The organism is Lacinutrix venerupis (genome assembly GCF_001971745.1).
Lineage (GTDB): Bacteria > Bacteroidota > Bacteroidia > Flavobacteriales > Flavobacteriaceae > Lacinutrix > Lacinutrix venerupis.
Genome location: NZ_CP019352.1, coordinates 2,515,296 through 2,541,049 on the forward strand (window position 1 = coordinate 2,515,296; position 25,754 = coordinate 2,541,049).

The window sequence follows — 25,754 nt, forward strand, 5'->3', positions numbered from 1 at the left end:
TTTATATCCGTTTAACGGTTCTTTAACAAAAACAAATCTAGTTTTAAATTTATATTCTTTGTTTAAACATAATAATAATATGTTTAAATACTCGATAAAACACAACAAAAACCGACTAAAAACATTGAAATACTTTTTAAAACAGATAAATCGTACAAATTTAAAATGTAAGCATAATTATTAAACTTATAATATTAGTATTGAATTAACATTATATAAAATGCTTTTTTATAAACTTTAAATCTATTTTCATTACTATTTGTATTACAACTATATTTGCCAAAAATACATTGTAATGAAATTTAAGGACGAAATAAATAGAAGAAGAACCTTTGGAATAATATCGCATCCAGATGCAGGGAAAACAACACTTACAGAAAAATTATTACTTTTTGGTGGAGCAATTAATGAAGCTGGAGCTGTAAAAAGCAATAAAATTAAAAAAGGAGCTACTAGTGATTTTATGGAGATTGAGCGCCAACGTGGTATTAGTGTCGCTACTTCTGTTCTTGCATTTGAGTATGATGGGATAAAAATTAATATTTTAGATACACCAGGTCACAAAGATTTTGCTGAAGATACTTTTAGAACCTTAACCGCTGTAGACAGTGTAATTGTGGTTATAGATGTTGCAAAAGGTGTAGAGGAGCAAACCGAAAAACTTGTTGAAGTTTGTAGAATGCGTAATATACCAATGATTGTTTTTATTAATAAAATGGATCGTGAAGGTAAAGACGCTTTTGAACTTTTAGATGAAATAGAACAAAAATTAGGATTAACTGTTACTCCTTTAAGCTTTCCTATTGGAATGGGTTATGATTTTAAAGGTATATATAATATTTGGGAAAAAAATATTAATCTTTTTAGCGGAGATAGCAGAAAGAATATTGAAGAAACCATTGAAATTTCAGATTTAAACTCTAATGAATTAAACAAATTAGTAGGAGATAAAGCTGCTGAAACATTAAGAGAAGAATTAGAATTAGTCGAAGGTATTTACCCACAATTTAATCATCAAAATTATCTAGATGGTAACTTACAACCAGTATTTTTTGGTTCTGCTTTAAATAGTTTTGGAGTTCGTGAACTATTAGATTGTTTCGTAGAAATAGCACCAAAACCAAGAGCTAAGCAAAGTGAAGAACGCCTGGTTAAACCTGATGAAGATAAATTTACTGGTTTTGTTTTTAAAATCCATGCTAATATGGATCCTAATCATAGAAATAGATTAGCATTTATAAAAATTGTTTCTGGTGAGTTTAAAAGAAACACACCTTATCTTCATGTTAGACATAAGAAAAAGGTTAAATTTTCTAGTCCTAATGCTTTTTTTGCTGAAAAAAAAGAAATAGTAGACATCTCTTATCCTGGTGATATTGTGGGTTTACAAGACACAGGTACTTTTAAAATTGGAGATACTTTAACTGAAGGAGAGGTTTTAAATTACAAAGGTGTACCTAGTTTCTCGCCTGAACATTTTAGATACATAAATAACGCAGATCCTTTAAAATCTAAACAATTACACAAAGGTATTGATCAATTAATGGACGAAGGAGTAGCACAGTTATTTACTTTAGAACTTAACGGTAGAAAAGTTATTGGAACTGTTGGAGCATTACAATACGAAGTAATACAGTATAGATTAGAGCATGAATACGGCGCAAAATGTACTTATGAAAATTTAAATGTTTATAAAGCTTGTTGGGTAGATCCTGAAGATCCAAAAAATGAAGAGTTTAAAGAGTTTAAAAGAGTAAAACAACGTTATTTAGCTAAAGATAAGCGTGGTCAATTAGTATTTTTAGCAGATTCATCTTTTTCTTTACAAATGACACAACAAAAATATCCTACAGTAAAATTCCATTATGTTTCGGAGTTTGAATAGCTAAAATTAATTTTAAAGCGTTTTAAGACACTTTTAGCACAACCAATGCCTTATTAGTAGCCAATAAAAATAAAATTAATAATTGTGCAGTTTAAATAAACACAATTTTTAATAATGATAATTTTTAATTATAAATAAAAACAATTTCAATAATTAAAAACTATTATGCTTATTGTTTAAAAAAAAATCTCTAAAATTACTTAGAGATTTTTTTTCTTAAAATTTATGCTTGACCTGTTGGTCCAAAATTTAATGGAATTGGAGGTTGCTCATAATCTTTAATCTCACCATGCGTTTTTTCAAATCTTTGAACATTATCGTTTAAAGCTTTTAATAATCTTTTTGCATGTTGTGGTGTTAATATAATTCTGGATTTCACCTTACTTTTTGGAGTTCCAGGCATAATACTAACAAAATCTACTACAAACTCTGAAACAGAATGATTAATTATAGCTAAATTAGAATAGGTTCCTTCTGCTACTTTTTCGTCTAGCTCTATATTAATTTGACCTTGCTTAGGTTTGTTATCTTTATTATCTGCCATGTTTTATTTATTTTTTAAATATAAAATAATATTTTAAATAAAAAGTCCTGCTATTAAAGCAGGACTTTTAAATTATATTAAAACTATTGTTTTAATTATTGAGATTCCTACCTGCGTAGGCTATATATTAATTATAGTTAACCTCTTCTTTAGCTTGCATCATTTGATCAAACTCTTCTTTAGAACCTACAATAATATTATCGTAAGAACGCATTCCTGTTCCTGCTGGAATTCTGTGTCCTACAATTACATTTTCTTTTAATCCTTCTAAAGAATCAACCTTACCTGCTACAGCTGCTTCATTAAGAACTTTTGTTGTTTCCTGGAACGATGCCGCAGAAATAAACGATTTAGTTTGTAACGAAGCTCTTGTAATACCTTGAAGTATAGGAGTTGCAGTAGCTGGTTGTGCGTCTCTTGCCTCAACTAATGCCTTATCTTCACGGCGTAATAAAGAGTTTTCATCTCTTAATTCGAAAGCAGTAATTATTTGACCTTCTTTTAAGTTTGTTGAATCTCCTGCGTTTTCAACTACTTTTTTACCAAAAATAGCATCATTCTCTTCAATAAAGTCTGCTTTATGAGCTAATTGATCTTCTAAGAAAATAGTATCTCCAGAGTCAATAATTCTCACTTTACGCATCATTTGTCTTACAACAACTTCAAAATGCTTGTCGTTAATTTTTACACCTTGTAAACGATAAACTTCTTGAACTTCGTTCACTAAGTATTGTTGTACCGCTGCAGGTCCTTTAATATTTAAGATATCATTTGGAGTTATAGAACCATCAGATAAAGGCATACCAGCTTTTACAAAGTCATTTTCTTGCACAAGAATTTGGCTTGATAATTTAACTAAATATTTCTTAATATCTCCTAATTTAGATTCTACAATAATCTCACGATTACCTCTCTTAATTTTTCCAAAAGAAACCACACCATCAATAGCACTTACTACTGCAGGATTAGAAGGATTACGAGCTTCAAATAATTCTGTTACTCTAGGTAAACCACCTGTAATATCACCTGCTTTAGCAGATTTACGAGGGATTTTAACTAAGACTTTACCAATCTTAACTTTTTCACCATCGTCAATCATTATGTGTGCTCCTACTGGAAGGTTGTAAGAACGAATTGCTTCTCCTTTACTATCTTCAACAATAAGTGTAGGAATTAATTTTTTATTTCTTGATTCTGAAATTACTTTTTCTTGGAAACCTGTTTGCTCATCAATTTCTACTTGATAAGTAACACCTTGCTCAATATTTTCATATCTTACTTTTCCTGCAAATTCAGAAATAATAACACCGTTATATGGATCCCACTCACAAACTACATCTCCAGTTTTAAGTTTATCTCCACTTTCAATAAATATTGTAGATCCATAAGGAATGTTATTAGTACTTAAAGTTATTCCTGTTTTCTTATCTACTAGTTTTAATTCTGAAGTACGAGAAATAACAATATTTACTTCTTCTCCATCCTTATCAGTACCTTTTACAGTTTTTAATTCTTCAATTTCTGCAATACCATCAAATTTAGCAACTAATTTGTTTTCTTCAGAAATGTTTCCTGCAATACCACCTACGTGGAATGTACGAAGTGTTAACTGTGTACCAGGTTCTCCAATTGATTGTGCTGCTACAACACCAACTGCTTCACCTCGTTGAACCATTTTATTTGTTGCTAAATTTCTACCGTAACATTGTGCACAGATTCCTTTTTTAGCTTCACAACTTAATGGAGAACGAACTTCAACTGAATCTACAGGTGAATTTTCAATACTCTTAGCAATGTCCTCGTCTATTAACTGTCCAGCTTCAACTATTAACTCTTCAGTTAATGGGTTGTAGACATCGTTAAGTGCAATACGTCCTACAACTCTTGCTCCTAAATTCTCTACAATTTCATCATTTTTCTTTAATGCAGTAACTTCTACACCTCTTAATGTTCCACAGTCTACACTGTTTACAATTACATCTTGAGAAACATCTACTAAACGACGTGTTAAGTAACCTGCATCGGCAGTTTTAAGTGCGGTATCGGCAAGTCCTTTACGTGCACCGTGAGTTGATATAAAGTATTCTAAAATTGAAAGACCTTCTTTAAAGTTAGAAAGAATTGGATTCTCAATAATAGATCCACCTCCTGCTGTAGATTTTTTAGGCTTAGCCATTAATCCACGCATACCTGTAAGCTGACGAATCTGCTCTTTAGATCCACGGGCTCCAGAATCAAGCATCATAAATACCGAGTTAAATCCTTGTTGATCTTCTCTAATACGCTTCATTGACAGTTCTGTCAATTCTGCATTTGTTGAAGTCCAAATATCAATTACTTGGTTATAACGTTCGTTATTGGTAATTAGTCCCATGTTATAGTTACCAGTAATACCATCAACTTTTGTGTTTGCAGCATCAATCATAGATTGCTTTTCTGGCGGGATAATAATATCTCCTAAACTAAATGATAATCCACCTTTAAAGGCAAATAAATATCCTAAAGTTTTAATTTCATCTAAGAAAGCAGCTGTTTCTGGAACACTAGTTACTTTTAATATTTCACCAATAATATCTCTTAAAGATTTCTTAGTTAGTACTTGGTTTATATAACCTGCGGCAGCCGGTACTTTTTCATTAAAAAGTACTCGTCCTGTAGTTGTTTCAATAATTTGTGGTACTAATTCTCCTTCTTCATTAAAGTCAATAGTACGAACTTTAATTTGTGCATTTAAATCTACACGTTTTTCGTTATAAGCTATTGTTACTTCTTCTGAAGAATAAAAAGTTAAACCTTCTCCTTTAACTGGTACTTCTGGTGTTGAAGTACGTAATTTAGTCATGTAATAAAGACCAAGTACCATATCCTGAGATGGTACTGTTACTGGAGCACCATTTGCTGGATTCAAAATGTTATGAGAAGCCAACATTAAAAGTTGACATTCTAATATAGCTTCTGGTCCTAATGGTAAGTGCACTGCCATTTGATCTCCATCAAAATCGGCATTAAATGCGGCACATGCTAATGGGTGTAACTGTATTGCTTTCCCTTCAATTAATTTTGGTTGGAATGCTTGTATACCTAATCTGTGAAGCGTAGGCGCACGGTTTAGTAATACTGGATGTCCTTTAAGAACATTTTCCAAAATATCCCAAACCACAGGCTCTTTTTTATCTATAATTTTCTTTGCAGACTTTACAGTTTTTACAATACCTCTTTCTATTAATTTACGAATAATGAAAGGTTTATATAATTCTGCTGCCATATTTTTAGGCAGTCCACATTCAAATAACTTTAATTCTGGTCCAACAACAATTACAGAACGTGCAGAATAATCAACACGCTTACCTAATAAATTTTGACGGAAACGTCCTTGCTTACCTTTAAGTGAATCTGATAACGACTTTAAAGGTCTATTAGAATCTGTTTTTACAGCAGAAGATTTACGTGTGTTATCTAATAAAGAATCTACAGACTCTTGTAACATACGCTTCTCGTTACGTAAAATAACTTCTGGTGCTTTTATTTCAACTAATCTTTTAAGACGGTTGTTTCTAATAATTACACGGCGGTATAAATCATTTAAATCTGAAGTTGCAAAACGACCACCATCTAAAGGCACTAAAGGTCTTAATTCTGGTGGAATAATTGGTACAACTTTTAAAATCATCCATTCTGGACGGTTTTCTCTATTTAAATTAGACTCACGTAAAGCTTCTACAACTTGTAGACGCTTTAATGCTTCTGTTTTACGTTGTTTTGATGTTTCTGTATTTGCTTTATGACGTAATTGGAAAGATAAAGAATCTAAATCTATACGTGCTAATAAATCAATAAGACACTCGGCTCCCATTTTAGCAATAAACTTATTTGGGTCTGTATCTTCTAAGTAATTATTATCCTGCGGAAGTGTTTCAAGAATATTTAAGTATTCTTCTTCTGTTAAGAAATCCATTTTTTGTAATGGTTCTCCTTCTGCATTTTTAGCATTACCTGCTTGAATTACTACATAACGTTCGTAGTAAATTATCATATCTAATTTCTTAGATGGTAAGCCTAATAAGTATCCTATTTTGTTTGGTAAAGAACGGAAATACCAAATATGCGCAACAGGAACAACTAAATTAATGTGCCCAACTCTGTCACGACGTACTTTCTTTTCTGTTACTTCTACACCACAACGGTCACAAACAATACCTTTGTAGCGAATTCTTTTATATTTACCACAAGCACATTCGTAGTCTTTTACAGGACCAAAAATACGCTCACAGAATAAACCATCTCTTTCTGGTTTATGTGTACGATAATTAATAGTTTCTGGCTTTAAAACTTCACCTCTTGATTCTGCTAAAATAGACTCTGGTGATGCTAAACCAATTGAGATTTTGTTAAATCTCTGTACTGTATTCTTATCTTGCTTTCTTGCCATTTTTTTATAGTTTTCAGTATTCAGTATTCAGTCGCAGTAAACCTGCTGACTGAACACTGTAAACTATTTTTATTCCTCTAATCTAATGTCTAATCCTAACCCTTTTAATTCGTGCATAAGTACGTTAAAAGATTCTGGTAATCCTGGATCTGGCATTGGTTCACCTTTTACGATAGCTTCGTAAGTTTTAGCTCTACCAACTACATCATCAGATTTTACTGTTAAGATTTCTCTAAGCGTACTTGAAGCTCCATATGCCTCAAGTGCCCATACTTCCATCTCACCAAAACGCTGACCACCAAATTGTGCTTTACCTCCTAATGGTTGTTGAGTAATCAATGAGTATGGTCCAATAGAACGTGCGTGCATCTTATCATCTACCATATGCCCTAATTTAAGCATGTAGATTACACCAACTGTTGCTGGCTGATCGAAACGCTCTCCTGTTCCTCCATCGTATAAGTATGTATGACCGTATCTTGGAATTCCAGCTTCATCTGTTAATTCGTTAATTTGGTCTATAGTAGCTCCATCGAATATTGGTGTTGCAAAAGTACGACCAAGATCTTGTCCTGCCCATCCTAATACTGTTTCATAAATTTGTCCAATATTCATACGTGATGGTACTCCTAATGGATTTAATACGATATCTACTGGAGTTCCATCTTCTAGGAAAGGCATATCTTCTTGACGTACAATACGTGCAACAATACCTTTGTTTCCGTGACGTCCTGCCATTTTATCACCAACTTTTAGTTTACGTTTTTTAGCAATGTAAACTTTAGCTAATTTAATGATACCTGCTGGTAATTCATCTCCTACAGAAATTGTAAACTTCTCACGACGTAAAGAACCTTGTAAGTCGTTTTCTTTAATCTTATAGTTATGAATTAAATCTGCAACTAATTTATTTGTGTGCTCATCTGTTGTCCAAGTTCCACCAGTTAAGTGCGTATAATCATCAACAGCATTTAACATTTTAAGTGTGAATTTTTTACCTTTTGGTAAAACTTCTTCTCCTAAATCGTTAAATATACCTTGAGAAGTTTTTCCGTTTACAATTGTGAAAAGTTTTTCAACTAATACTGCTTGTAAAGCATCAAATTTAGAATTATAGATACCTTCTAATTGAGCGATATCTTCTTTATCTTGAGCTCTTTTACGTTTGTCTTTAATAGCACGAGCAAATAACTTTTTGTTAATTACTACACCATGTAATGAAGGAGATGCTTTTAATGAAGCATCTTTTACATCACCTGCTTTATCACCAAAGATAGCACGTAATAATTTCTCTTCTGGTGTTGGGTCGCTTTCACCTTTAGGAGTAATCTTACCAATTAATATATCTCCAGGTTTAACTTCTGCTCCAATACGGATCATTCCGTTTTCATCTAAATCTTTTGTTGCTTCTTCAGATACGTTAGGAATATCATTAGTTAACTCTTCGTTACCTAATTTTGTATCTCTAACATCTAATGAATACTCATCAATATGAATAGATGTAAAAATATCTTCACGAACAACTTTTTCTGAAATTACAATGGCATCCTCAAAGTTATATCCTTTCCAAGGCATGAAGGCTACTTTCATATTTCTTCCTAAAGCTAATTCCCCTTTTTGAGTTGCATAACCTTCAGATAAAACTTGTCCTTTTTTTACTTTATCACCTTTCTTTACGATTGGTTTTAAGTTAATAGATGTTCCTTGGTTTGTTTTTCTAAATTTTACTAAAGGATATCTTGTAATATCACTATCGAAACTTACTTTAGCTTCATCATCGCTTCGCTCGTATTTAATTACGATTTCGTTAGCGTCTACGTATTCTACAACACCTTCTCCTTCTGCATTAATTAATACTCTAGAGTCTGATGCAACTTGTCTTTCTAATCCTGTTCCAACAATTGGTGCTTGAGGACGTAATAATGGTACGGCTTGACGCATCATGTTAGATCCCATTAATGCACGGTTGGCATCATCATGCTCTAAGAAAGGAATTAAAGAAGCTGAAATAGATGAAATTTGGTTTGGTGCAACATCTGTATAATGAATATCTTTTGGATCCATTACCGGAAAATCACCTTCCATACGAGCAATTACCTTGTCGTGTAAAATTTTACCTTCGTCATCAACTTTTACAGTTGCTTGTGCTATTAATTTTTCTTCTTCTTCTTCTGCACTTAAATATGTAGGCGTTCCTTTAATATCTACAACACCATCTGTTACTTTTCTATATGGTGTTTCAATGAATCCCATAGAATTCACTTTTGCATATACAGATAAAGATGAAATTAATCCAATGTTTGGTCCCTCAGGAGTTTCAATTGGACAAAGTCTTCCATAGTGAGTATAGTGTACATCACGTACTTCGAAACCAGCTCTTTCTCTAGATAAACCTCCTGGTCCTAATGCTGATAAACGACGCTTGTGCGTAATTTCTGCAAGTGGATTGGTTTGATCCATAAATTGAGATAATTGGTTTGTACCAAAGAAAGAATTAATTACAGACGATAATGTCTTTGCATTAATTAAATCGATTGGTGTAAAAACCTCGTTATCACGAACGTTCATACGTTCACGAATAGTACGAGCCATACGTGCTAAACCAACACCAAATTGAGAAGATAATTGTTCTCCTACTGTACGTACACGACGGTTAGATAAGTGATCAATATCATCAATCTCTGCTTTAGAGTTTATTAACTCAATTAAATATTTTATAATAGTTATAATATCTTCTTTGGTAAGTACTTGCTTATCCATTCCGATATCTAACTGTAATTTTTTATTCATTCTATAACGTCCTACTTCTCCTAAAGAGTAACGTTGGTCACTAAAGAATAATTTATCTATAATACCACGTGCTGTTTCCTCATCTGGCGGCTCAGCATTACGTAGTTGTCTATAAATATGCTCTACTGCTTCTTTTTCAGAGTTTGTTGGATCTTTTTGAAGCGTATTATGTATAATTGCGTAATCTCCTTGTTGAGCACTTTCTTTATGTAAAAGAATAGTTTTTACTCCAATTTCAAGAATTTCTTCAATATTGTCTTTATCTAATTCTGTATCACGATCTAATACAATTTCGTTACGCTCTATAGATACAACTTCTCCTGTATCTTCATCAACGAAATCTTCATGCCATGTATTTAATACACGAGCAGCAAGTTTACGACCTAATACTTTTTTTAATCCAGATTTTGATACTTTAACCTCTTCCGCAAGATCAAATATTTCTAAAATATCTTTATCTCTTTCAAAACCTATAGCTCTAAATAGAGTAGTTACAGGTAATTTTTTCTTTCTATCGATGTAAGCATACATCACTTGATTGATATCCGTAGCGAATTCTATCCAAGATCCTTTAAATGGAATTACTCTTGCTGAATATAATTTTGTTCCATTTGCATGGAATGATTGACCAAAAAATACTCCTGGTGATCTATGTAATTGAGATACTACAACACGTTCTGCACCATTGATACAAAATGTACCAGAAGGTGTCATGTAAGGTATTGTTCCTAAGTACACATCTTGAACAATGGTCTCGAAATCTTCATGTTCAGGGTCTGTACAGTATAGTTTTAACCTTGCTTTTAATGGAACGCTATACGTAAGTCCTCTTTCTATACACTCTTCAATAGCATATCTTGGTGGGTCGACAAAGTAATCTAAGAATTCTAAAACGAATTGATTACGAGTATCTGTGATTGGAAAGTTCTCCATGAAGGTATTATACAATCCTTCATTACCTCTTTCTTCAGATTTTGTTTCAAGTTGGAAAAAATCCTGAAAGGATTTTATTTGAATATCCATAAAATCTGGATATTCAGTTCTATTAATAATAGACGAGAAATTTAATCTTTCAGCTTGTGTTACTAACATCAATGGACGAAATTTTGATTAAAAAAAAATACTTGTTTATAGGTATTACCTATATACGACAAATGGTCTAGGTCTTTGAGAGCATTCTCAAGACCTAAACCTTTGTAAAAATTATTGGTAATGCTTACTTAAGCTCTACCTCTGCTCCTGCCTCTTCTAACTGAGTTTTAAGAGCTTCTGCTTCATCTTTAGAAACAGCTTCTTTGATTGCACTTGGTGCATCATCAACTAAACCTTTAGCTTCTTTTAATCCTAAACCAGTTAATTCTTTAACTAATTTTACAACAGCTAACTTAGCGCTACCTGGTGCTTTTAAGATTACATCAAATTCAGTTTGAGCTTCAGCAGCGTCTCCACCACCAGCAGCTGGTCCTGCCATAGCTACTGCAGCAGCAGCAGGCTCGATACCATATTCATCTTTTAATATAGTTGCTAACTCATTTACTTCTTTTACTGTAAGGTTAACTAATTGTTCTGCGAAATCTTTTAAATCTGCCATTTTGTAATAATTTTTAATTTTTAATATTTAAGTATAAAGTGCGTACTAGTTAAATTATCCCTCTTTTTGAGATAATGTTTTAAGAATTCCTGAAAGTTTTCCTCCACTAGATTTAAGTGCAGAAACAACATTCTTAGCAGGAGATTGTAATAATCCAATAATATCTCCAATTAATTCTTCTTTAGATTTAATATCAACTAACATATCTAGTTGATCATCTCCTATATAAACTGTTTCCTCAATAAAAGCTCCTTTTAATAAAGGTTTTTCAGATTTTTTACGGAAATTCTTAATTACTTTTGCTGGAGCATTTCCAGTTTCAGAATACATCACTGATGTATTTCCTTTAAGCGTTGATGGTAAGTCTCCAAAATCTTTATCTGAAGCTTCCATTGCTTTTTCAAGTAATGTGTTTTTTACTACTGCTAATTTTACATTTGCTTTAAAACAAGCACGACGTAAATCTGAAGTACTACCTGCGTTTAAACCTGATATATCAGCTAAATAAATATTAGCATTATCTGCTAATTGTGCAGTTAATTCTTCTATAACTTGTGATTTTTCTTCTCTTGTCATGATATAAAGTATTTAACTACTAACCGATTTTTGTATCAACTGCAATACTAGGACTCATTGTAGACGACATAAAAATGCTTTTTACATAAACTCCTTTAGCTGCTGTTGGCTTCAGTTTTAATAATGTTGTTAATAATTCGTTTGCGTTACCTGCAATTTTATCAGCACTAAAAGATGCTTTTCCAATAGCAGCGTGAACAATACCGGTTTTATCAACTTTAAAATCAATTTTACCAGCTTTCACTTCTGTAACAGCTTTTGCAACATCCATAGTTACAGTACCTGTCTTTGGGTTAGGCATTAAACCACGAGGACCTAATACACGTCCTAAAGGACCTAATTTACCCATTACACTAGGCATAGTAATAATTACGTCTACATCTGTCCAACCACCTTTAATTTTATCAAGGTACTCATCTAAACCAACGAAATCTGCTCCAGCTTCTTTTGCTTCTGCTTCTTTATCTGGAGTTACTAATGCTAATACTTTTACATCTTTACCAGTACCATGTGGAAGAGAAACAACTCCTCTAACCATTTGGTTTGCTTTTCTAGGATCTACTCCTAAACGTACCGCTAAATCTACTGAAGCATCAAATTTTGTGTTTGATATTTCTTTTATCAGTGCTGAAGCTTCTTGTAAAGAATATAATTTATCCTTTTCTATCTTAGCAACAGCCTCTTTACGTTTCTTTGTTAATTTTGCCATTTTAAAATCTTTTTAGGTTAATTAGGTGCTTCTCCACCTTTAACTGTTATACCCATAGATCTTGCTGTTCCTGCGATCATTTTCATTGCTGATTCGATTTCAAAGGCATTTAAATCTACCATTTTATCTTCTGCAATTGTTTTAATTTGATCCCAAGTTACCTTAGCTACTTTACGTACATGAGGTTCACCTGATCCTTTTTTTACTTTGGCCGCTTCTAATAATTGAACTGCAGCTGGAGGAGTTTTGATTACAAAGTCAAATGATTTGTCTTTGTAAACAGAAATCACAACTGGTAAAACTTTACCAGCTTTATCTTGAGTTCTAGCATTAAATTGCTTACAGAACTCCATGATATTAACACCAGCAGCACCTAAAGCGGGTCCAACCGGTGGCGACGGATTCGCTGCACCTCCCCTTACTTGTAATTTGACTACTTTGCCTAATTCTTTTGCCATTTTAAATAATTTAGTTTCATATTAAGTCTATAGTTGAAGCTGACTTAATACTTTCTTTATTGTTGTAACAATTATTAAATTTTCTCTACTTGCATATAACTTAATTCTAACGGTGTTTTTCTTCCGAAAATCTTAACCATTACCTCAAGTTTACGTTTTTCTTCATTAATATTCTCAATAGTACCATCAAAACCATTAAAAGGACCGTCTATAACTTTAACAGTTTCACCTTTTGTAAATGGAATAGCTACACTTGTATCTATATCTACTGATAATTCGTCTACTTTACCTAACATTCTATTAACTTCTGATTGTCTTAACGGTAAAGGATCTCCTCCTTTAGTAGCTCCTAGAAAGCCTATTACATTAGTTATTGATTTTATGATATGAGGAACTTCACCTGTAAGGTTTGCCTTAATCATTATATAACCACTGAAATATACTTTCTCTTTATTTATTTTTTTTCCGTTTCTTATTTGTACTACGTTTTCTGTAGGCACCAATACTTGCTCAACATAATCTTGTAAACCTAAACGAGCAATTTCATTCTCTATATAAGTTTTAATTTTATTTTCTTGACCACTTACCGCCCTTACAACGTACCACTTTTTTTCTCCTACTTCAGCCATAAACTTTATACTAACTTATTAATTTAAAGTACTCGGCAATAACCTTACTGAAAACAGTATCAACTCCCCAAATTGCTAAAGAGAATATGATTGAAAAAACAGCAACTAATATTGTTAACCTTTGCACTTCTGGCCAAGGTGTCCAAGTCACATTATTTTTCAACTCACCAAATGATTCTTTAATATAATTTACTATTCCAGCCATTTTTAATCTTTATTTTATAAAAAATATATTTCTATATTTTTCAAATTTATTTTAGTTACAAAGTGTTATTAAAACTCTTTACAACTATAAGCACGGGTTGAGAGACTCGAACTCCCGACACCTGGTTTTGGAGACCAGTGCTCTACCAACTGAGCTAAACCCGTAAATATAAGTCAAGGTGCCACGAAAACGAGACACCTTAACCCTATATTTATTAGACTAAATCTTAGTCTAAGATTTCAGTTACCTGACCTGCTCCAACTGTTCTTCCTCCTTCACGGATAGCGAAACGAAGACCAACATTCATTGCAATTGTATTGATAAGCTCAACAGTAATTGTTAAGTTATCTCCTGGCATAACCATCTCAACTCCATCAGGAAGTGCAATGTTACCAGTTACATCAGTTGTACGTACGTAGAACTGTGGACGGTAGTTATTATGGAATGGAGTGTGACGTCCACCTTCTTCTTTTTTAAGGATATAAACCTCAGCTTTAAATTTAGCGTGTGGTGTTACAGAACCTGGCTTTGTAATAACCATACCTCTAGAAATTTGAGACTTCTCAATACCTCTTAATAAGATACCAGCGTTATCACCAGCTTCACCTCTATCTAATATTTGACGGAACATTTCAATTCCTGTAATAGTAGAAGTTAATTTCTCTGCACCCATACCGATAATCTCAACAGGATCTCCAGTGTTAGCAATACCAGTCTCAATACGACCAGTTGCTACTGTACCACGTCCAGTAATAGAGAATACATCTTCAATAGGCATTAAGAAATCTTTATCAACCTCTCTTAATGGCTCTTCAATCCAGTTATCAACAGCCTCCATCAATTCCATTACAGTATCAACCCATTTTTGCTCACCATTTAAAGCTCCTAAAGCAGAACCAGATATTACAGGCCCATTATCTCCATCATACTCGTAGAAAGATAATAATTCACGAACCTCCATATCTACTAACTCTAATAACTCCTCGTCATCAACCATATCCACTTTATTTAAGAATACAACGATTCTTGGGATACCTACCTGACGACCTAATAAGATGTGCTCACGAGTTTGTGGCATAGGACCATCAGTCGCAGCTACAACTAATATAGCACCATCCATTTGTGCAGCACCCGTTACCATGTTCTTTACATAATCGGCGTGACCTGGACAATCTACGTGTGCGTAGTGACGGTTAGCTGTTTGATACTCTACGTGTGAAGTATTAATTGTAATACCTCTTTCTTTTTCTTCTGGAGCGTTATCGATAGTATCGAAATCTCTTGCTTCTGATAAACCTGCATCAGCTAATACTTTAGTAATAGCAGCAGTTAAAGTTGTTTTACCGTGATCTACGTGTCCAATTGTACCAATATTTAAGTGTGGTTTTGAACGATCGAAAGTTGCCTTTGCCATGTTTTAAATAATTTAATCTTAGTTATATAATAATATTAGTGTTCAAATTTTTGTTTTCTAAAAAATCGAGCCAATGACGGGAATTGAACCCGTGACCTCTTCCTTACCAAGGAAACGCTCTACCTCTGAGCTACACCGGCTAAATATTAGAGCGAGAGACCGGGTTCGAACCGGCGACATTCAGCTTGGAAGGCTGACGCTCTACCAACTGAGCTACTCTCGCAATTATTTAAATTCTCAAATTTAAAATTTACATTTCTTGGTAAAAATGTGGGGAGAGCAGGATTCGAACCTGCGAAGACGTAGTCAGCAGATTTACAGTCTGCCCTCGTTGGCCGCTTGAGTATCTCCCCAATTTTAAATTTTATCAATCTTTTAAAGAACTTTAAAAAAGCTTTTAAACTTTCTTAATTTTAAGAGCCGATGGAGGGACTCGAACCCACGACCTGCTGATTACAAATCAGCTGCTCTAGCCAGCTGAGCTACATCGGCTTTTTATTCTTTTTTTACGAATAAAAAAAGCCCGCTATTTCTAACGGACTGCAAATGTATATATTTATTTAGTTATTCAAAAATATTTTTTACAAATATTTTTATAAATGTGCTCTTAATTTCTCTTTTCGCTTTTTTAATTGCCTTTGAAGCGATGCAATAGCAGTATCTGCACCTTCTTCGAAAGATTTGCATTGCTTTTTAATTATTAAACTATCTCCAGGTATACTTACTTTGGCTTCAAAAATTTTGTTTTCTTTTCCGCTTGTGTTCTCTATTTTCAAAAATACGTCTGATTTTATGACCTTATCGTAATAGGTTTCTAATTTATCCATTCGTGTTTTAACAAAATTCAACAATTCTGGATTTGCATTGAAATTTACTGCTTGGGTGTTTACTATCATAAATACTGCTATTAATATACTCTAAAACATATGGGTTTACGTTTTGAGTATTTGTTATACAATAGCTGTTATTTTTTACTTCTTGGGTGTGCGTTTGAATAAACTTTTTTAAGTTCGGCTATACTATTATGTGTATAAACTTGAGTTGCAGCTAAACTTGAATGCCCTAAAAGCTCTTTAACAGCATTTAAATCTGCACCTTGATTTAATAAGTGTGTTGCAAATGAGTGCCTTAATATATGTGGACTCTTTTTCACTTTATTTGATGCTTGACTAAAATAATCATTTATTATTCTATAGACAAGAGTTTCGTATATTTTAACTCCCTTTTTTGTTAAAAAAAGAGCTTCATTATCTTTTATATCTTTTAGCTCTTTTCGTTTTTGCAGATAATCTTCTAGTGTTTGTGTTACAGACTGTAATAAAGGAACGTAGCGCTCCTTAGAGCGTTTACCAAGTACTTTTAATGTTTTATTATTAAAATCTGAAAGTTTTAAGTTTACAAGCTCTATTCGCCTTATACCGGTTGAGTAAAACAATTCTATGATTAATTTATTCCTTAATCCTTCGAAATCATCATCATATTTCAATTCATCTAGCACTATATTAATTTCGGCTTCTGAAAATGGTACTTGAACTTTTTTACTTGTTTTAAGAGCTTTATGTTTTGCTAGTGGATTTTTATCTATATCTCCTGTTTTTAATAAGAATTTATAATAGGAATTTAAGGCGGAAATTTTACGATTTATACTTCTATTGGAAATTTTAGACTCTACCAATTGTACAATCCAACTTCTTATTTGCGGATAGTTTACTAGACTTAATTGAGAGTCTTCAAACTCTTTAGCTAAAAAAGATTGAAAGGAGCTTATATCGTTTATATAGGCTTTTACAGTAAGATTTGAGTAGTTTCTTTCTAATAAAAGATAATCTGTAAAGGCTTTTATAGACATGATTAATGTTTATTTATTAACGATAATAAATTTGCCAGCGCACTTTATGCGTTAAGGATGGAAGCGGCATCCTTTTTTGTGCGCGCTTATGCGCAAAAAAGATATAGCTGAGAGCCTGACCAAGTCATGCTTTTTTAGCATGTCTTGGGAACGCCCAAAAAAAATTATTCTTTAAATAATGAGGCTCTTTTACTTAAGTCTTCTATTAATTTTTCGTCGTCCTCGCTTTCTAATAATACATTATAAGTTTCCCAAAATTCTTTATTATATGGTTTAGGAGAAAAAATATCCATATCCCATTCTTTTTTAAGTTCTGCTTCTATTTCATCATGATTAACAATAATATCTGAGAACAGTATTTCTTGAACGGTGTAATAATAACGTTCTTCTTTATTGTATTGTTCTGCAAGGTGTTCTTCTTGCTTATTTTTAGGTTTAAAGCCTACATTTACAAGTTTTGGAGTTTCGTAGTAAATATAATTTGGATACATTTTATCTTGAAATTCCTTATAGTTAATTATTAATTTATGATTCACATTTGTATCAAACAATCTTTTACTTCTACTCTTTTGCTCTTTTGAAGCTGCTAATAATTCGTATTCTACTTTTTTAATTGCAAAGTTATCATAATAGATATACAACCATCCTTTAGGTTCGAAGCCTTCGTTATAAATTCCTTTAGTATCTAAACCTACGTATTCTTCTCCTTTATTTATTTCTATTTTATAAAGCTTACGTTCGTTATCTACTAAAATAGTATCTAATCTAAATTGATGATTTTCTAAAATATTTTCTCCGAATATGGCTTTTTTTCCATCTATATTTCTAAACATATTAAGTTTTCCTTGAAATATATTTTGGAGTCCGTTTACTCTATTATCGTTCCATTTTATAGACTTTTCAAGAAGAGCTGTTTTTACTTGACTTCTTTTTAAGTTTCTAGGATTTGTTTTTATTTTAGTATTCTGGTTTAAGTATGATGCATATGTAAATAGACTATCTATATCTCTAAGATCGTAACTTTTACGCATTTGATCTACGTTAATTTTTAAATAGTCTTTAGCTGGAACGCTATTACTAGAATCGTAAACAGAAATTGCGCTTTCTATTAACCATTTAAATTCTTTTTTATTACGCTCTTTATGACGTAAAAAACCTTTTTGAATATAAGACGAGTCTGGCATTGTTGAAGACAGCCTTTCAATAGCTTTTAACACGATATCGTTTCCTGTTTTTGGCCTAACTTCTGCCTCTAATACAACTTCATCTAAAGATGCAACTGCCTCTACTAAATATATTGCATCTGATGCATCAAACTGATCTAAAGGTATTTTTTCGGTTGAATACCCGATAGATGATATTACCAATGTATCTGAAACATTTTCTTTTGGTATTCTAAGCACAAACTTACCATCGGCATTTGTAATAGTACCGATTGCAGTATTTTGAATATACACACTTGCGCTTTCTATGGGTTCATCTTTAAAAAAATCTACTACTTGATTATTAATTTCTTTTTGTGCAAATACTGATGTAGCAAATAAGAAAAATAGAATGTATAGAAGTTGATTTGGGTATTTCATTTTAAAAAAGTTGATTATATTATATTTAAACGATGACCTTTCCCTATTTATTATAAGATTTCTGCAAATGCAAAAATTAGTGTTTTACCGCCGGTTTATATTCTTTTTTATCAATTACCATTTTAGCGATAATCTCACGAAGAATTTCACTGGTTCCTCCACCAATAGGTCCTAGTCTGCTATCTCTCAATAAGCGTGCCATTGGATACTCTTCCATATAACCATAGCCTCCTAACATTTGTAAGCATTGGTATATAACTTCGTCTGCCATTTTAGTTGAACGCAATTTTGATATGGTTGCTTCTTTTACAACGTATTCGTTTTTATCTAATCTAGCTGCTACTGTATAATTAAATTCTTTACACACCTCCATATCTGCATAACAATCTGCCATTGTATGGCGTAATGCTTGAAACTTATCTATAGATTTACCAAAAGCTTGGCGTTCTCCCATGTATTTTACAGCATATTCTAAAGCAAATTCTGCTCTAGCGTGCGCATTGATTCCCATAATTAAACGTTCGAATGCAAAATGCTGCATTATATATGGAAAACCTTTTCCTTCTTCACCCATTAAGTGGCTTGCTGGAATGGTAACATTATCGAATGCTATTTCTCCTGTATCACTTGCTCTCCATCCTAATTTATCTAGCTTAGTAGCGCTTACTCCTTTTGTATCTCTATCTACAATAAACATACTTATTCCTTTATTACCAAGTTCTGGGCTTGTTTTGGCCGCTACTACTATATAGTCGCTATATACTCCATTTGTAATAAATGTTTTAGAGCCATTTAGCACGTATGTATCTCCTTTTTTTACAGCTGTTGTTCGCATTCCTGCAACATCACTACCTCCAAAAGGTTCTGTTACTGCCATAGCACCAATGTATTCTCCTGTAATACTTTTTGTTAGGTATTTTTGTTTTATTTCTTCACTACCCTCTGCATTTACATGAGTCATAGCCAAGTAAGCATGCGCCCACATTGCAGCTGCAAATCCGCCAGAATTTATTTTTTGTAATTCTTCTAAAAATATAACGGTATAGAACAAATCTAAATCCATACCTCCATAAGTCTCTGGATATGCAATACCAAAGAAGCCCATTTCACCAAATTTCTCCCAAATAAAACGCTCTATGTGTCCAGTTTTTTCCCATTTTTCTATGTGCGGAACGACTTCCTTTTTAAGGAAATCTGCCAAACTTTCTCTAAATAAATTATGCTCTTCGGTGAAGTATCTGTTATCCATTTTTATTATATTCTAATTAAGTTGTAAATATAACTTAATTATCTCTATTTTTTTCACCGGAAAGTCTTTAACTTTTATTAAATCGTCAAGAGACTTTATACCTTCGTGTAGTGTTCTGTACTCTATAATATTATGCGCAATTTCGTAATCTATATATCTAACAGTTACTAATTGCGCCTTTGTAGCTGTATTGATGTTTATTTTGTTTATTTCTCTTGGCGTTTTTAGTGTAAAAGACTTTTTAATTTTTTCTATTGTTTCTGGTTTTAAACCATAAACCTCACCTAATTCTACCATAGAAACAAATCCATTTTGTTTAGTACGGTATTTTACAATACTGTTTGCATAATATTCTCCTATACCATAAACACTTTGAAGTTGAGCAGCTGTTGCTTTATTTAAGTCTATTTTTTGAGCTTCAGTTTTTGGTTTATTTGTATTGAAAGACTTAGCATATTGTTTTTTGGGCTTAGGATTTGTTACCCAATCTGGAAATTTAAAGTATGGTGATATTCTATTAAAAACAGAGTCTGAAACTTCTGTTACTTGTTGAAATTGTTTTGCAGAATTTATCCATTGATTTTTGGCTCTAAAATTTAGCAGCCTATCTATTTCTTCGTTAGACATTCCTAAAGCATAGCCTTTATAATCTGTAATAAAATTTGGATTGAATGGATAAATTTTTGGTTTTCTATTTTCAATTTCCACAAATTTTAAAGAATCTATTTCTGCTTGAAATTCCTCTAACTCTTTAGAATTAATCGTAACATCTTTTAAAGGAAATTCTACAAAAGCATATACACATTGCAGCACAATAATTAAAACCAACAATAAAAAAATCCCATTTCGTTGTTGTTTTGAAAACTTGAAATGGGATTTAATATTCATTTTATATTTTTAAGATTTTACATTTCATCAACTAAATCTGTTGCTCCGTCTTCTAATGCTTCTTCTTTTTTATTAATAGCATTCATATATTTTGTAAGCTCTTTTTTAATTATTGGAGACAACATAATTACACCAATAATATTTGGAACTACCATAGCAAAAATCATGGCATCAGAGAAATCTATTACAGCTCCTAAACTAATTGAAGCTCCTACAATTACAAAGAATAGAAATAATACTTTATAAACTAAATCTGTAATTTTTCCTTTTCCGAATAAGAAAACCCAACCTTGCATACCGTAGTATGACCAAGAGATCATAGTACTAAATGCAAATAATATAACTGCAATAGTTAATACAATTGAGAAGTGAGGTATAACGCTATCGAAAGCAGTTGCAGTAATTTCTACACCTTCTTTTATTTCTACTCCATATTCCATAAAACCACCATCGAAGTTAGTAATTACAATAACTAAAGCCGTCATTGTACAAATTACTACAGTATCTACAAATGGCTCTAACAATGCAACAATACCTTCACTCGCTGGATATTTTGTACGTACCGCAGAATGCGCAATTGCTGCAGAACCAACACCTGCTTCGTTAGAAAAAGCTCCACGACGCACACCTTGAATCATTACACCAATAATACCACCTAAACCTGCTAAAGGCGTAAATGCTCCATTAAATATTGCTGCAAAAGCATCATCTATTAAAGTAAAGTTAGCAAATAATATTATTAAAGCGGCTAACACATATATTCCTGCCATAAACGGCACTACTTTTTCTGTAACCGAAGCAATACGCTTAATACCACCAATAATTACAACAGCTACTAAAACAGCCATAACAATACCAAAATACATTCCTGCATTTTCTCCTGTTAAGTTAAATAATTTTGTAAACTGCGCTGCTGCTTGATTGGCTTGAAACATATTTCCTCCACCAAAAGAACCACCAACTACAAATATTGCAAAAAGGACTGCTAAAACCTTACCTATTCCTCCTGCTCCTTTTTCTTTTAAACCTTTTGTTAAATAGTACATTGGTCCACCGTAAACTGTTCCGTCTTCACCAACATCTCTATATTTTACACCTAATGTACATTCTGCAAATTTAGATGCCATACCTAATAATCCTGCAATAATCATCCAGAATGTTGCTCCTGGCCCACCAATTGATAGTGCTACTGCAACACCTGCTATATTACCTAAACCTACGGTTGCAGATAATGCTGCTGTTAGTGCCTGAAAGTGAGAAACCTCACCATCTGCACCTTCTTTTTTCATAGTTTCAATAACATCTCCTCCAGGTGTTTGATCTCCATAAAGAGAATCTACACCGTGTTTTTCGATATCTTCATATTTACCTTGAACTACTTTTATTGCGGTTCTAAATCCAGTAAAGTTTATAAATTTAAAATATATAGTAAAAAATAATGCGCCTCCAATTAATACTAATAATACCCAAGGAATTTTTATGGTGTCGGTAAATGGAATTTCCGAAAAGATGCCTTCAACAAACCAACCTGTATATTTCTTAAATATAGAATCGATTTGATCTGCTGTGCTATCTTGCGCAAAAGTTAGCAATGGTAATATTAATGTAAAAATAGAGAGAAGATACTTCTTCATAATTAGTTTTTGTTAGTTTAATGTTAAATTTAATGTAGCAATATGCAAAAAAATGCTGAATATTTAAAATGGAAGTTGTTAAAAAGCTGCTTTAATCTAATTCGTAAATAGAATTCATTTTTTGAATTTGCTCTGGACGACCTAAAACAATTACCTTAGAATGTGGTACTAATTTAATCTCGGCTTCTGGATTAACAATATATTCTCCATCACTGCCTTTATAACCTATTACTGTACAACCTGTTTTATTTCGTAAATCTAAATCTTTAATTGTTTGTACTTTACTAGATGTATTGTAAAGCTTATCTACATCGATTTCTTCTATATTAACATCTTCATTTCCACCAACAGCTAAATTATCTATAAATTCTATTAAATCTGGAACAACAACTAATGAAGCCATATGGTCACCACCAATAATATCTGGTAAAATAACATTATTTGCTCCTGCTAATTTTAATTTTTGGTATGATGTTTCTTGGGACGCCCTACTTATAATACAAGCTTTCTTATTTAACTGTCTAGCAGAAAGTACTACAAATAAATTATCTGCATCACTTGGCAATGCTGTTATTAATGTACTTGCACGGTCTAAACCTGCTTGAATTAACACATCGTCTTCATTAGCATTACCAAAAACCATTGACACTTTATCGTCTTGATTACTTTCTATAATTTCTTTGTTTTTTTCTATTACAACAAAAGGTTTATTATAAGACAGTAATTTTTTAGCTGCTTGTCTTCCGTTGCGGCCATAACCACATATTATGGTATGGTTTTGTAACTCGTCAATTTTCTTTTGCATTTTTTTCTTTTTTAAATCCTCTAAATTATTGCTACTCAATATGTATTCTGTAATAATAGAAAGTGCGTAACCTACAATAACAACGCTAGATAATATTAAAAATACGGTAAAAATTTTGGCGTTATCATCTAATGGCTGCACCTCGCCAAAACCAACAGTTGTTATGGTAATAACCGTCATGTATACAGCATCTACCCATGAGTATTCTGAAATAATTTTAAAACCTAAAACGCCTACTAATAAAACAAAAACTAATAGCGCTAATGCTAAATATATTTTAGTTTTAAAAATATTTATTAAAAAGTTTTTCATTTATTATAAATCGAAAACTGAAGTTCTTTTGGTATAAACAATATCTTTTATGCGCATCCAAAAAGCCATAAATAAATACAGTGCAAAACCAAAACCTAATGTTACAAAAGTTAAATACATAAAAGAAGTGCGTACAATTTTTGCACGAATACCTAATCTATCTGCAATTCTTTGGCAAACATGATAACCGTGTTTTTGAAAAAACAATAATGTATTTCTTGCTATTTGCATACTGCAAGGTAATAAATCTTTTATTTGATTTAAATTTTATTTAAAAGTGAATTTCCTATTGCGCATTTTAAGCATCTATTTTTATCGCAGTATTCGGTTTTTAATTGAATTAATGCCTGAGATTGTAACGCAGATTTTGAAACATTTTTTAAACTATTAAACTTATTTATTACACTGTTTTTTTCTGAATTAATTTGCTGAAGTAATTTTATAATTTCTTCGTCTATATTTTTACCTAATTGTTTAGCGTAACTAAATTTAACTGGTATTATAGTATTTATTAATAACAAATCTATAAATGCCTTTGTTAACTTCTTTTTTGAGGCTTTAGATGCCTTACCAAATGTATAATGTGTTTCCCAAAACACAGATGTTTCTATTTGAAAAAAAGTATAGAAGTCTTCTAAAGTTTTAATTTCTAACAATTTTGAAAATACATTTTGATGTATAAAATAGATGTTAGCTAATTGAGACAATCTAATTGTTGGAAAGTTTGGCGGTCTTAATCTAAAAAATTGCAACGCAGTTACATTTTGAGCACTTAAATTAAATTTTTGTTTTAAAAACTTATATTCTTTTTCTAATTCTAAATAGTATGGCTCTTGGCAATCTGTTTGTAACAATCCAGCTTGACCAAAAAACAGAGCTTCTAAACTTAATAAATTAGATTGTTGCTTTCTAACTATTGAAAAATCAAAACTATTAGCAATACTAAAAAAGGAATCTCCATTAACTTTTAATCCAAAATTTTTAGCTAACAATTTAAATAAAACAGCTTCCCAATTATTAGTACTAAGTTTTAATATAGATTCTATATTAACTGCTTTGCGTTCTAAACGCTCAAAATATAAACGTTCTAACCAATTATTAAATGTAAATTCTGGAATAGATGCAAAATCGTATTCGCAATTTATCCATTTTTGCGTATTACTAAATAATTTTTGATAGTTATTTAATGCTGTTTTTGTAACGTAATTTTTTAATTCTAGTGTAGGAATTTCGGTATTGTTTTTTCTAAAAATCTCGGTATCATGCTCCCACACCACATGCAATATTACATTGTCGTAATTACTATCTATTTCATGATTGTGCAAATACCAATCGCTAGATTTTATGTGTATTTCCAGGTTTCCTGCCCATAATTGATTATCTATTAAAATTTGAGCATTAAAAAAATCTGGACCTGTATTATGGTTATGTTTGCCTACTGCAACTATGGTAATTAACTCTCCCTTAGTTGTTTTTAAGTTTGTGGAAATTATTTTTTTATGTTTCCAGAGATAATGTAAGAAGTCTTCTTGCATTTTTAAATGTACGCATTTTCGCGCATTACAATGTTGACTTTGTTATTTTTTTCTGCTAACTTCGTTTAACGTATGATATAAAACATTGAAACGATTTTATATCAACGAAATATTGTGCATAATGCGTGAAATCGTACAAACCATCAACATTTAGGCAGAAAAGCCAGCGCACAAACAGCACATTTATTTTTTCCAGCCGCAAAAAGCCAACGCTTAAAAAAATAAAAGAGCTGTTTTTTGCCAACGCGCAAATCCGTGCTTGACAATCGGAATGAAAACTTTGCAACACCATTGCATCAATAAATTTTTATCTTTGTGGCAATGAAATTTGTAACAATCATATTATCGCTGATAATTCTTGTTTTGTCAATAAAACCTTGTTCTGACGGAAATAATTCCGAAGACCTGCATAAAGACGAAATAAGCGCAAATCACAATCATCAAAATGATAGCGATGATACGTGTCCGATTACCTGTATTTGTAATTGCTGCGGAATAGCAATCACTTACGAGCCGATTCACACCTATAATTTAGCATTAAAAAATCAAATTTCTACAGAAATCGTATCAGCATATCAATCCATCTACGGATTTGATTTTCATTCCAATATCTGGCAACCGCCACAATTGAATAGCTAAAAAATAAGTCCAAAATTTTTAGTTAATCAA

At 32.1% G+C, this 25,754-nt stretch carries 21 protein-coding genes and 5 tRNA genes; 2 read left to right on the forward strand and 24 right to left on the reverse strand.

The window, feature by feature from the left end; translation table 11 throughout:
* The first annotated feature begins 295 nt into the window (after window positions 1-295).
* On the forward strand, window positions 296-1,885 hold the full coding sequence (locus tag BWR22_RS11395) for a peptide chain release factor 3 (protein WP_076733794.1): 1,590 nt from the start codon (window positions 296-298) through the stop codon (window positions 1,883-1,885).
* 223 nt (window positions 1,886-2,108) lie between these two features.
* Here the strand turns inward: BWR22_RS11395 and BWR22_RS11400 are convergent, their stop codons facing one another.
* The 24 genes from BWR22_RS11400 to BWR22_RS11515 form a co-directional block, all read right to left on the reverse strand.
* Window positions 2,109-2,429 (reverse strand): DUF3467 domain-containing protein, encoded by a 321-nt coding sequence (locus BWR22_RS11400; protein ID WP_076733795.1) that lies wholly within the window; start codon window positions 2,427-2,429, stop codon window positions 2,109-2,111.
* Window positions 2,430-2,556: 127 nt separating this feature from the next.
* Window positions 2,557-6,858, reverse strand: a complete 4,302-nt coding sequence (gene rpoC, locus BWR22_RS11405; protein ID WP_076733796.1) for a DNA-directed RNA polymerase subunit beta' — start codon at window positions 6,856-6,858, stop codon at window positions 2,557-2,559.
* A 69-nt stretch (window positions 6,859-6,927) separates the two neighbouring features.
* Window positions 6,928-10,740, reverse strand: a complete 3,813-nt coding sequence (rpoB, locus tag BWR22_RS11410; RefSeq protein ID WP_076733797.1) for a DNA-directed RNA polymerase subunit beta — start codon at window positions 10,738-10,740, stop codon at window positions 6,928-6,930.
* A gap of 124 nt (window positions 10,741-10,864) precedes the next feature.
* Window positions 10,865-11,239, reverse strand: coding sequence for a 50S ribosomal protein L7/L12 (rplL, locus tag BWR22_RS11415; protein WP_076733798.1), 375 nt, complete (start codon window positions 11,237-11,239; stop codon window positions 10,865-10,867).
* A 54-nt stretch (window positions 11,240-11,293) separates the two neighbouring features.
* On the reverse strand, window positions 11,294-11,815 hold the full coding sequence (gene rplJ, locus BWR22_RS11420) for a 50S ribosomal protein L10 (RefSeq protein WP_076733799.1): 522 nt from the start codon (window positions 11,813-11,815) through the stop codon (window positions 11,294-11,296).
* A 19-nt stretch (window positions 11,816-11,834) separates the two neighbouring features.
* Complete coding sequence (gene rplA / locus BWR22_RS11425; protein WP_076733800.1) at window positions 11,835-12,524, reverse strand: 50S ribosomal protein L1; 690 nt, start codon at window positions 12,522-12,524, stop codon at window positions 11,835-11,837.
* 17 nt (window positions 12,525-12,541) lie between these two features.
* On the reverse strand, window positions 12,542-12,982 hold the full coding sequence (gene rplK, locus BWR22_RS11430) for a 50S ribosomal protein L11 (RefSeq protein ID WP_076733801.1): 441 nt from the start codon (window positions 12,980-12,982) through the stop codon (window positions 12,542-12,544).
* 74 nt (window positions 12,983-13,056) lie between these two features.
* On the reverse strand, window positions 13,057-13,611 hold the full coding sequence (gene nusG, locus BWR22_RS11435; protein ID WP_076733802.1) for a transcription termination/antitermination protein NusG: 555 nt from the start codon (window positions 13,609-13,611) through the stop codon (window positions 13,057-13,059).
* Between the two features lie 10 nt (window positions 13,612-13,621).
* The gene (secE, locus tag BWR22_RS11440; protein ID WP_076733803.1) at window positions 13,622-13,816 is read right to left on the reverse strand and encodes a preprotein translocase subunit SecE; all 195 of its coding nucleotides are present in this window, start codon (window positions 13,814-13,816) and stop codon (window positions 13,622-13,624) included.
* A gap of 91 nt (window positions 13,817-13,907) precedes the next feature.
* Window positions 13,908-13,980 (reverse strand) — tRNA-Trp (locus tag BWR22_RS11445).
* Between the two features lie 62 nt (window positions 13,981-14,042).
* Entirely contained in the window at window positions 14,043-15,230 is a 1,188-nt protein-coding gene (gene tuf, locus BWR22_RS11450; protein WP_076733804.1) for an elongation factor Tu, read from the reverse strand.
* Between the two features lie 68 nt (window positions 15,231-15,298).
* A tRNA-Thr gene (locus tag BWR22_RS11455) sits at window positions 15,299-15,370 on the reverse strand.
* 10 nt (window positions 15,371-15,380) lie between these two features.
* Window positions 15,381-15,453: transfer RNA gene (locus BWR22_RS11460), tRNA-Gly, on the reverse strand.
* Window positions 15,454-15,501: 48 nt separating this feature from the next.
* Window positions 15,502-15,583 (reverse strand) — tRNA-Tyr (locus BWR22_RS11465).
* Window positions 15,584-15,648: 65 nt separating this feature from the next.
* Window positions 15,649-15,722 (reverse strand) — tRNA-Thr (locus BWR22_RS11470).
* 101 nt (window positions 15,723-15,823) lie between these two features.
* Complete coding sequence (gene hpf / locus BWR22_RS11475) at window positions 15,824-16,126, reverse strand: ribosome hibernation-promoting factor, HPF/YfiA family (RefSeq protein ID WP_076733805.1); 303 nt, start codon at window positions 16,124-16,126, stop codon at window positions 15,824-15,826.
* A gap of 68 nt (window positions 16,127-16,194) precedes the next feature.
* The gene (locus BWR22_RS11480) at window positions 16,195-17,079 is read right to left on the reverse strand and encodes a tyrosine-type recombinase/integrase (RefSeq protein ID WP_076733806.1); all 885 of its coding nucleotides are present in this window, start codon (window positions 17,077-17,079) and stop codon (window positions 16,195-16,197) included.
* A gap of 164 nt (window positions 17,080-17,243) precedes the next feature.
* Window positions 17,244-18,662, reverse strand: a complete 1,419-nt coding sequence (locus BWR22_RS11485; RefSeq protein WP_076733807.1) for a carboxypeptidase-like regulatory domain-containing protein — start codon at window positions 18,660-18,662, stop codon at window positions 17,244-17,246.
* 76 nt (window positions 18,663-18,738) lie between these two features.
* The gene (locus BWR22_RS11490; protein WP_076733808.1) at window positions 18,739-19,911 is read right to left on the reverse strand and encodes an acyl-CoA dehydrogenase family protein; all 1,173 of its coding nucleotides are present in this window, start codon (window positions 19,909-19,911) and stop codon (window positions 18,739-18,741) included.
* 12 nt (window positions 19,912-19,923) lie between these two features.
* Entirely contained in the window at window positions 19,924-20,799 is an 876-nt protein-coding gene (locus BWR22_RS11495; protein ID WP_076733809.1) for a ComEA family DNA-binding protein, read from the reverse strand.
* Window positions 20,800-20,816: 17 nt separating this feature from the next.
* Window positions 20,817-22,433 carry an alanine/glycine:cation symporter family protein gene (locus BWR22_RS11500; RefSeq protein WP_076733810.1) on the reverse strand — a complete coding sequence of 539 codons (1,617 nt, stop codon included), beginning with the start codon at window positions 22,431-22,433 and terminating at the stop codon, window positions 20,817-20,819.
* Between the two features lie 91 nt (window positions 22,434-22,524).
* Entirely contained in the window at window positions 22,525-23,550 is a 1,026-nt protein-coding gene (locus BWR22_RS11505; protein WP_076733811.1) for a potassium channel family protein, read from the reverse strand.
* A gap of 3 nt (window positions 23,551-23,553) precedes the next feature.
* Window positions 23,554-23,781 carry a PspC domain-containing protein gene (locus BWR22_RS11510; RefSeq protein ID WP_076733812.1) on the reverse strand — a complete coding sequence of 76 codons (228 nt, stop codon included), beginning with the start codon at window positions 23,779-23,781 and terminating at the stop codon, window positions 23,554-23,556.
* A gap of 29 nt (window positions 23,782-23,810) precedes the next feature.
* Window positions 23,811-25,085 carry a DUF2851 family protein gene (locus BWR22_RS11515; RefSeq protein WP_076733813.1) on the reverse strand — a complete coding sequence of 425 codons (1,275 nt, stop codon included), beginning with the start codon at window positions 25,083-25,085 and terminating at the stop codon, window positions 23,811-23,813.
* 321 nt (window positions 25,086-25,406) lie between these two features.
* Here BWR22_RS11515 and BWR22_RS14490 point away from each other — a divergent pair, with 321 nt between their 5' ends.
* Complete coding sequence (locus BWR22_RS14490; protein WP_076734423.1) at window positions 25,407-25,724, forward strand: DUF6660 family protein; 318 nt, start codon at window positions 25,407-25,409, stop codon at window positions 25,722-25,724.
* Window positions 25,725-25,754 lie beyond the last annotated feature (30 nt).

What these genes read in the sequence shown, in the direction of transcription:
- BWR22_RS11395 (WP_076733794.1), top strand. Translation starts at nt 296, where the DNA reads ATGAAATTTAAGGACGAAATAAATAGAAGAAGAACCTTTGGAATAATA.
- BWR22_RS11400 (WP_076733795.1), bottom strand. Translation starts at nt 2,429, where the DNA reads ATGGCAGATAATAAAGATAACAAACCTAAGCAAGGTCAAATTAATATA.
- rpoC (WP_076733796.1), bottom strand. Translation starts at nt 6,858, where the DNA reads ATGGCAAGAAAGCAAGATAAGAATACAGTACAGAGATTTAACAAAATC.
- rpoB (WP_076733797.1), bottom strand. Translation starts at nt 10,740, where the DNA reads ATGTTAGTAACACAAGCTGAAAGATTAAATTTCTCGTCTATTATTAAT.
- rplL (WP_076733798.1), bottom strand. Translation starts at nt 11,239, where the DNA reads ATGGCAGATTTAAAAGATTTCGCAGAACAATTAGTTAACCTTACAGTA.
- rplJ (WP_076733799.1), bottom strand. Translation starts at nt 11,815, where the DNA reads ATGACAAGAGAAGAAAAATCACAAGTTATAGAAGAATTAACTGCACAA.
- rplA (WP_076733800.1), bottom strand. Translation starts at nt 12,524, where the DNA reads ATGGCAAAATTAACAAAGAAACGTAAAGAGGCTGTTGCTAAGATAGAA.
- rplK (WP_076733801.1), bottom strand. Translation starts at nt 12,982, where the DNA reads ATGGCAAAAGAATTAGGCAAAGTAGTCAAATTACAAGTAAGGGGAGGT.
- nusG (WP_076733802.1), bottom strand. Translation starts at nt 13,611, where the DNA reads ATGGCTGAAGTAGGAGAAAAAAAGTGGTACGTTGTAAGGGCGGTAAGT.
- secE (WP_076733803.1), bottom strand. Translation starts at nt 13,816, where the DNA reads ATGGCTGGAATAGTAAATTATATTAAAGAATCATTTGGTGAGTTGAAA.
- tuf (WP_076733804.1), bottom strand. Translation starts at nt 15,230, where the DNA reads ATGGCAAAGGCAACTTTCGATCGTTCAAAACCACACTTAAATATTGGT.
- hpf (WP_076733805.1), bottom strand. Translation starts at nt 16,126, where the DNA reads ATGATAGTAAACACCCAAGCAGTAAATTTCAATGCAAATCCAGAATTG.
- BWR22_RS11480 (WP_076733806.1), bottom strand. Translation starts at nt 17,079, where the DNA reads ATGTCTATAAAAGCCTTTACAGATTATCTTTTATTAGAAAGAAACTAC.
- BWR22_RS11485 (WP_076733807.1), bottom strand. Translation starts at nt 18,662, where the DNA reads ATGAAATACCCAAATCAACTTCTATACATTCTATTTTTCTTATTTGCT.
- BWR22_RS11490 (WP_076733808.1), bottom strand. Translation starts at nt 19,911, where the DNA reads ATGGATAACAGATACTTCACCGAAGAGCATAATTTATTTAGAGAAAGT.
- BWR22_RS11495 (WP_076733809.1), bottom strand. Translation starts at nt 20,799, where the DNA reads ATGAATATTAAATCCCATTTCAAGTTTTCAAAACAACAACGAAATGGG.
- BWR22_RS11500 (WP_076733810.1), bottom strand. Translation starts at nt 22,433, where the DNA reads ATGAAGAAGTATCTTCTCTCTATTTTTACATTAATATTACCATTGCTA.
- BWR22_RS11505 (WP_076733811.1), bottom strand. Translation starts at nt 23,550, where the DNA reads ATGAAAAACTTTTTAATAAATATTTTTAAAACTAAAATATATTTAGCA.
- BWR22_RS11510 (WP_076733812.1), bottom strand. Translation starts at nt 23,781, where the DNA reads ATGCAAATAGCAAGAAATACATTATTGTTTTTTCAAAAACACGGTTAT.
- BWR22_RS11515 (WP_076733813.1), bottom strand. Translation starts at nt 25,085, where the DNA reads ATGCAAGAAGACTTCTTACATTATCTCTGGAAACATAAAAAAATAATT.
- BWR22_RS14490 (WP_076734423.1), top strand. Translation starts at nt 25,407, where the DNA reads ATGAAATTTGTAACAATCATATTATCGCTGATAATTCTTGTTTTGTCA.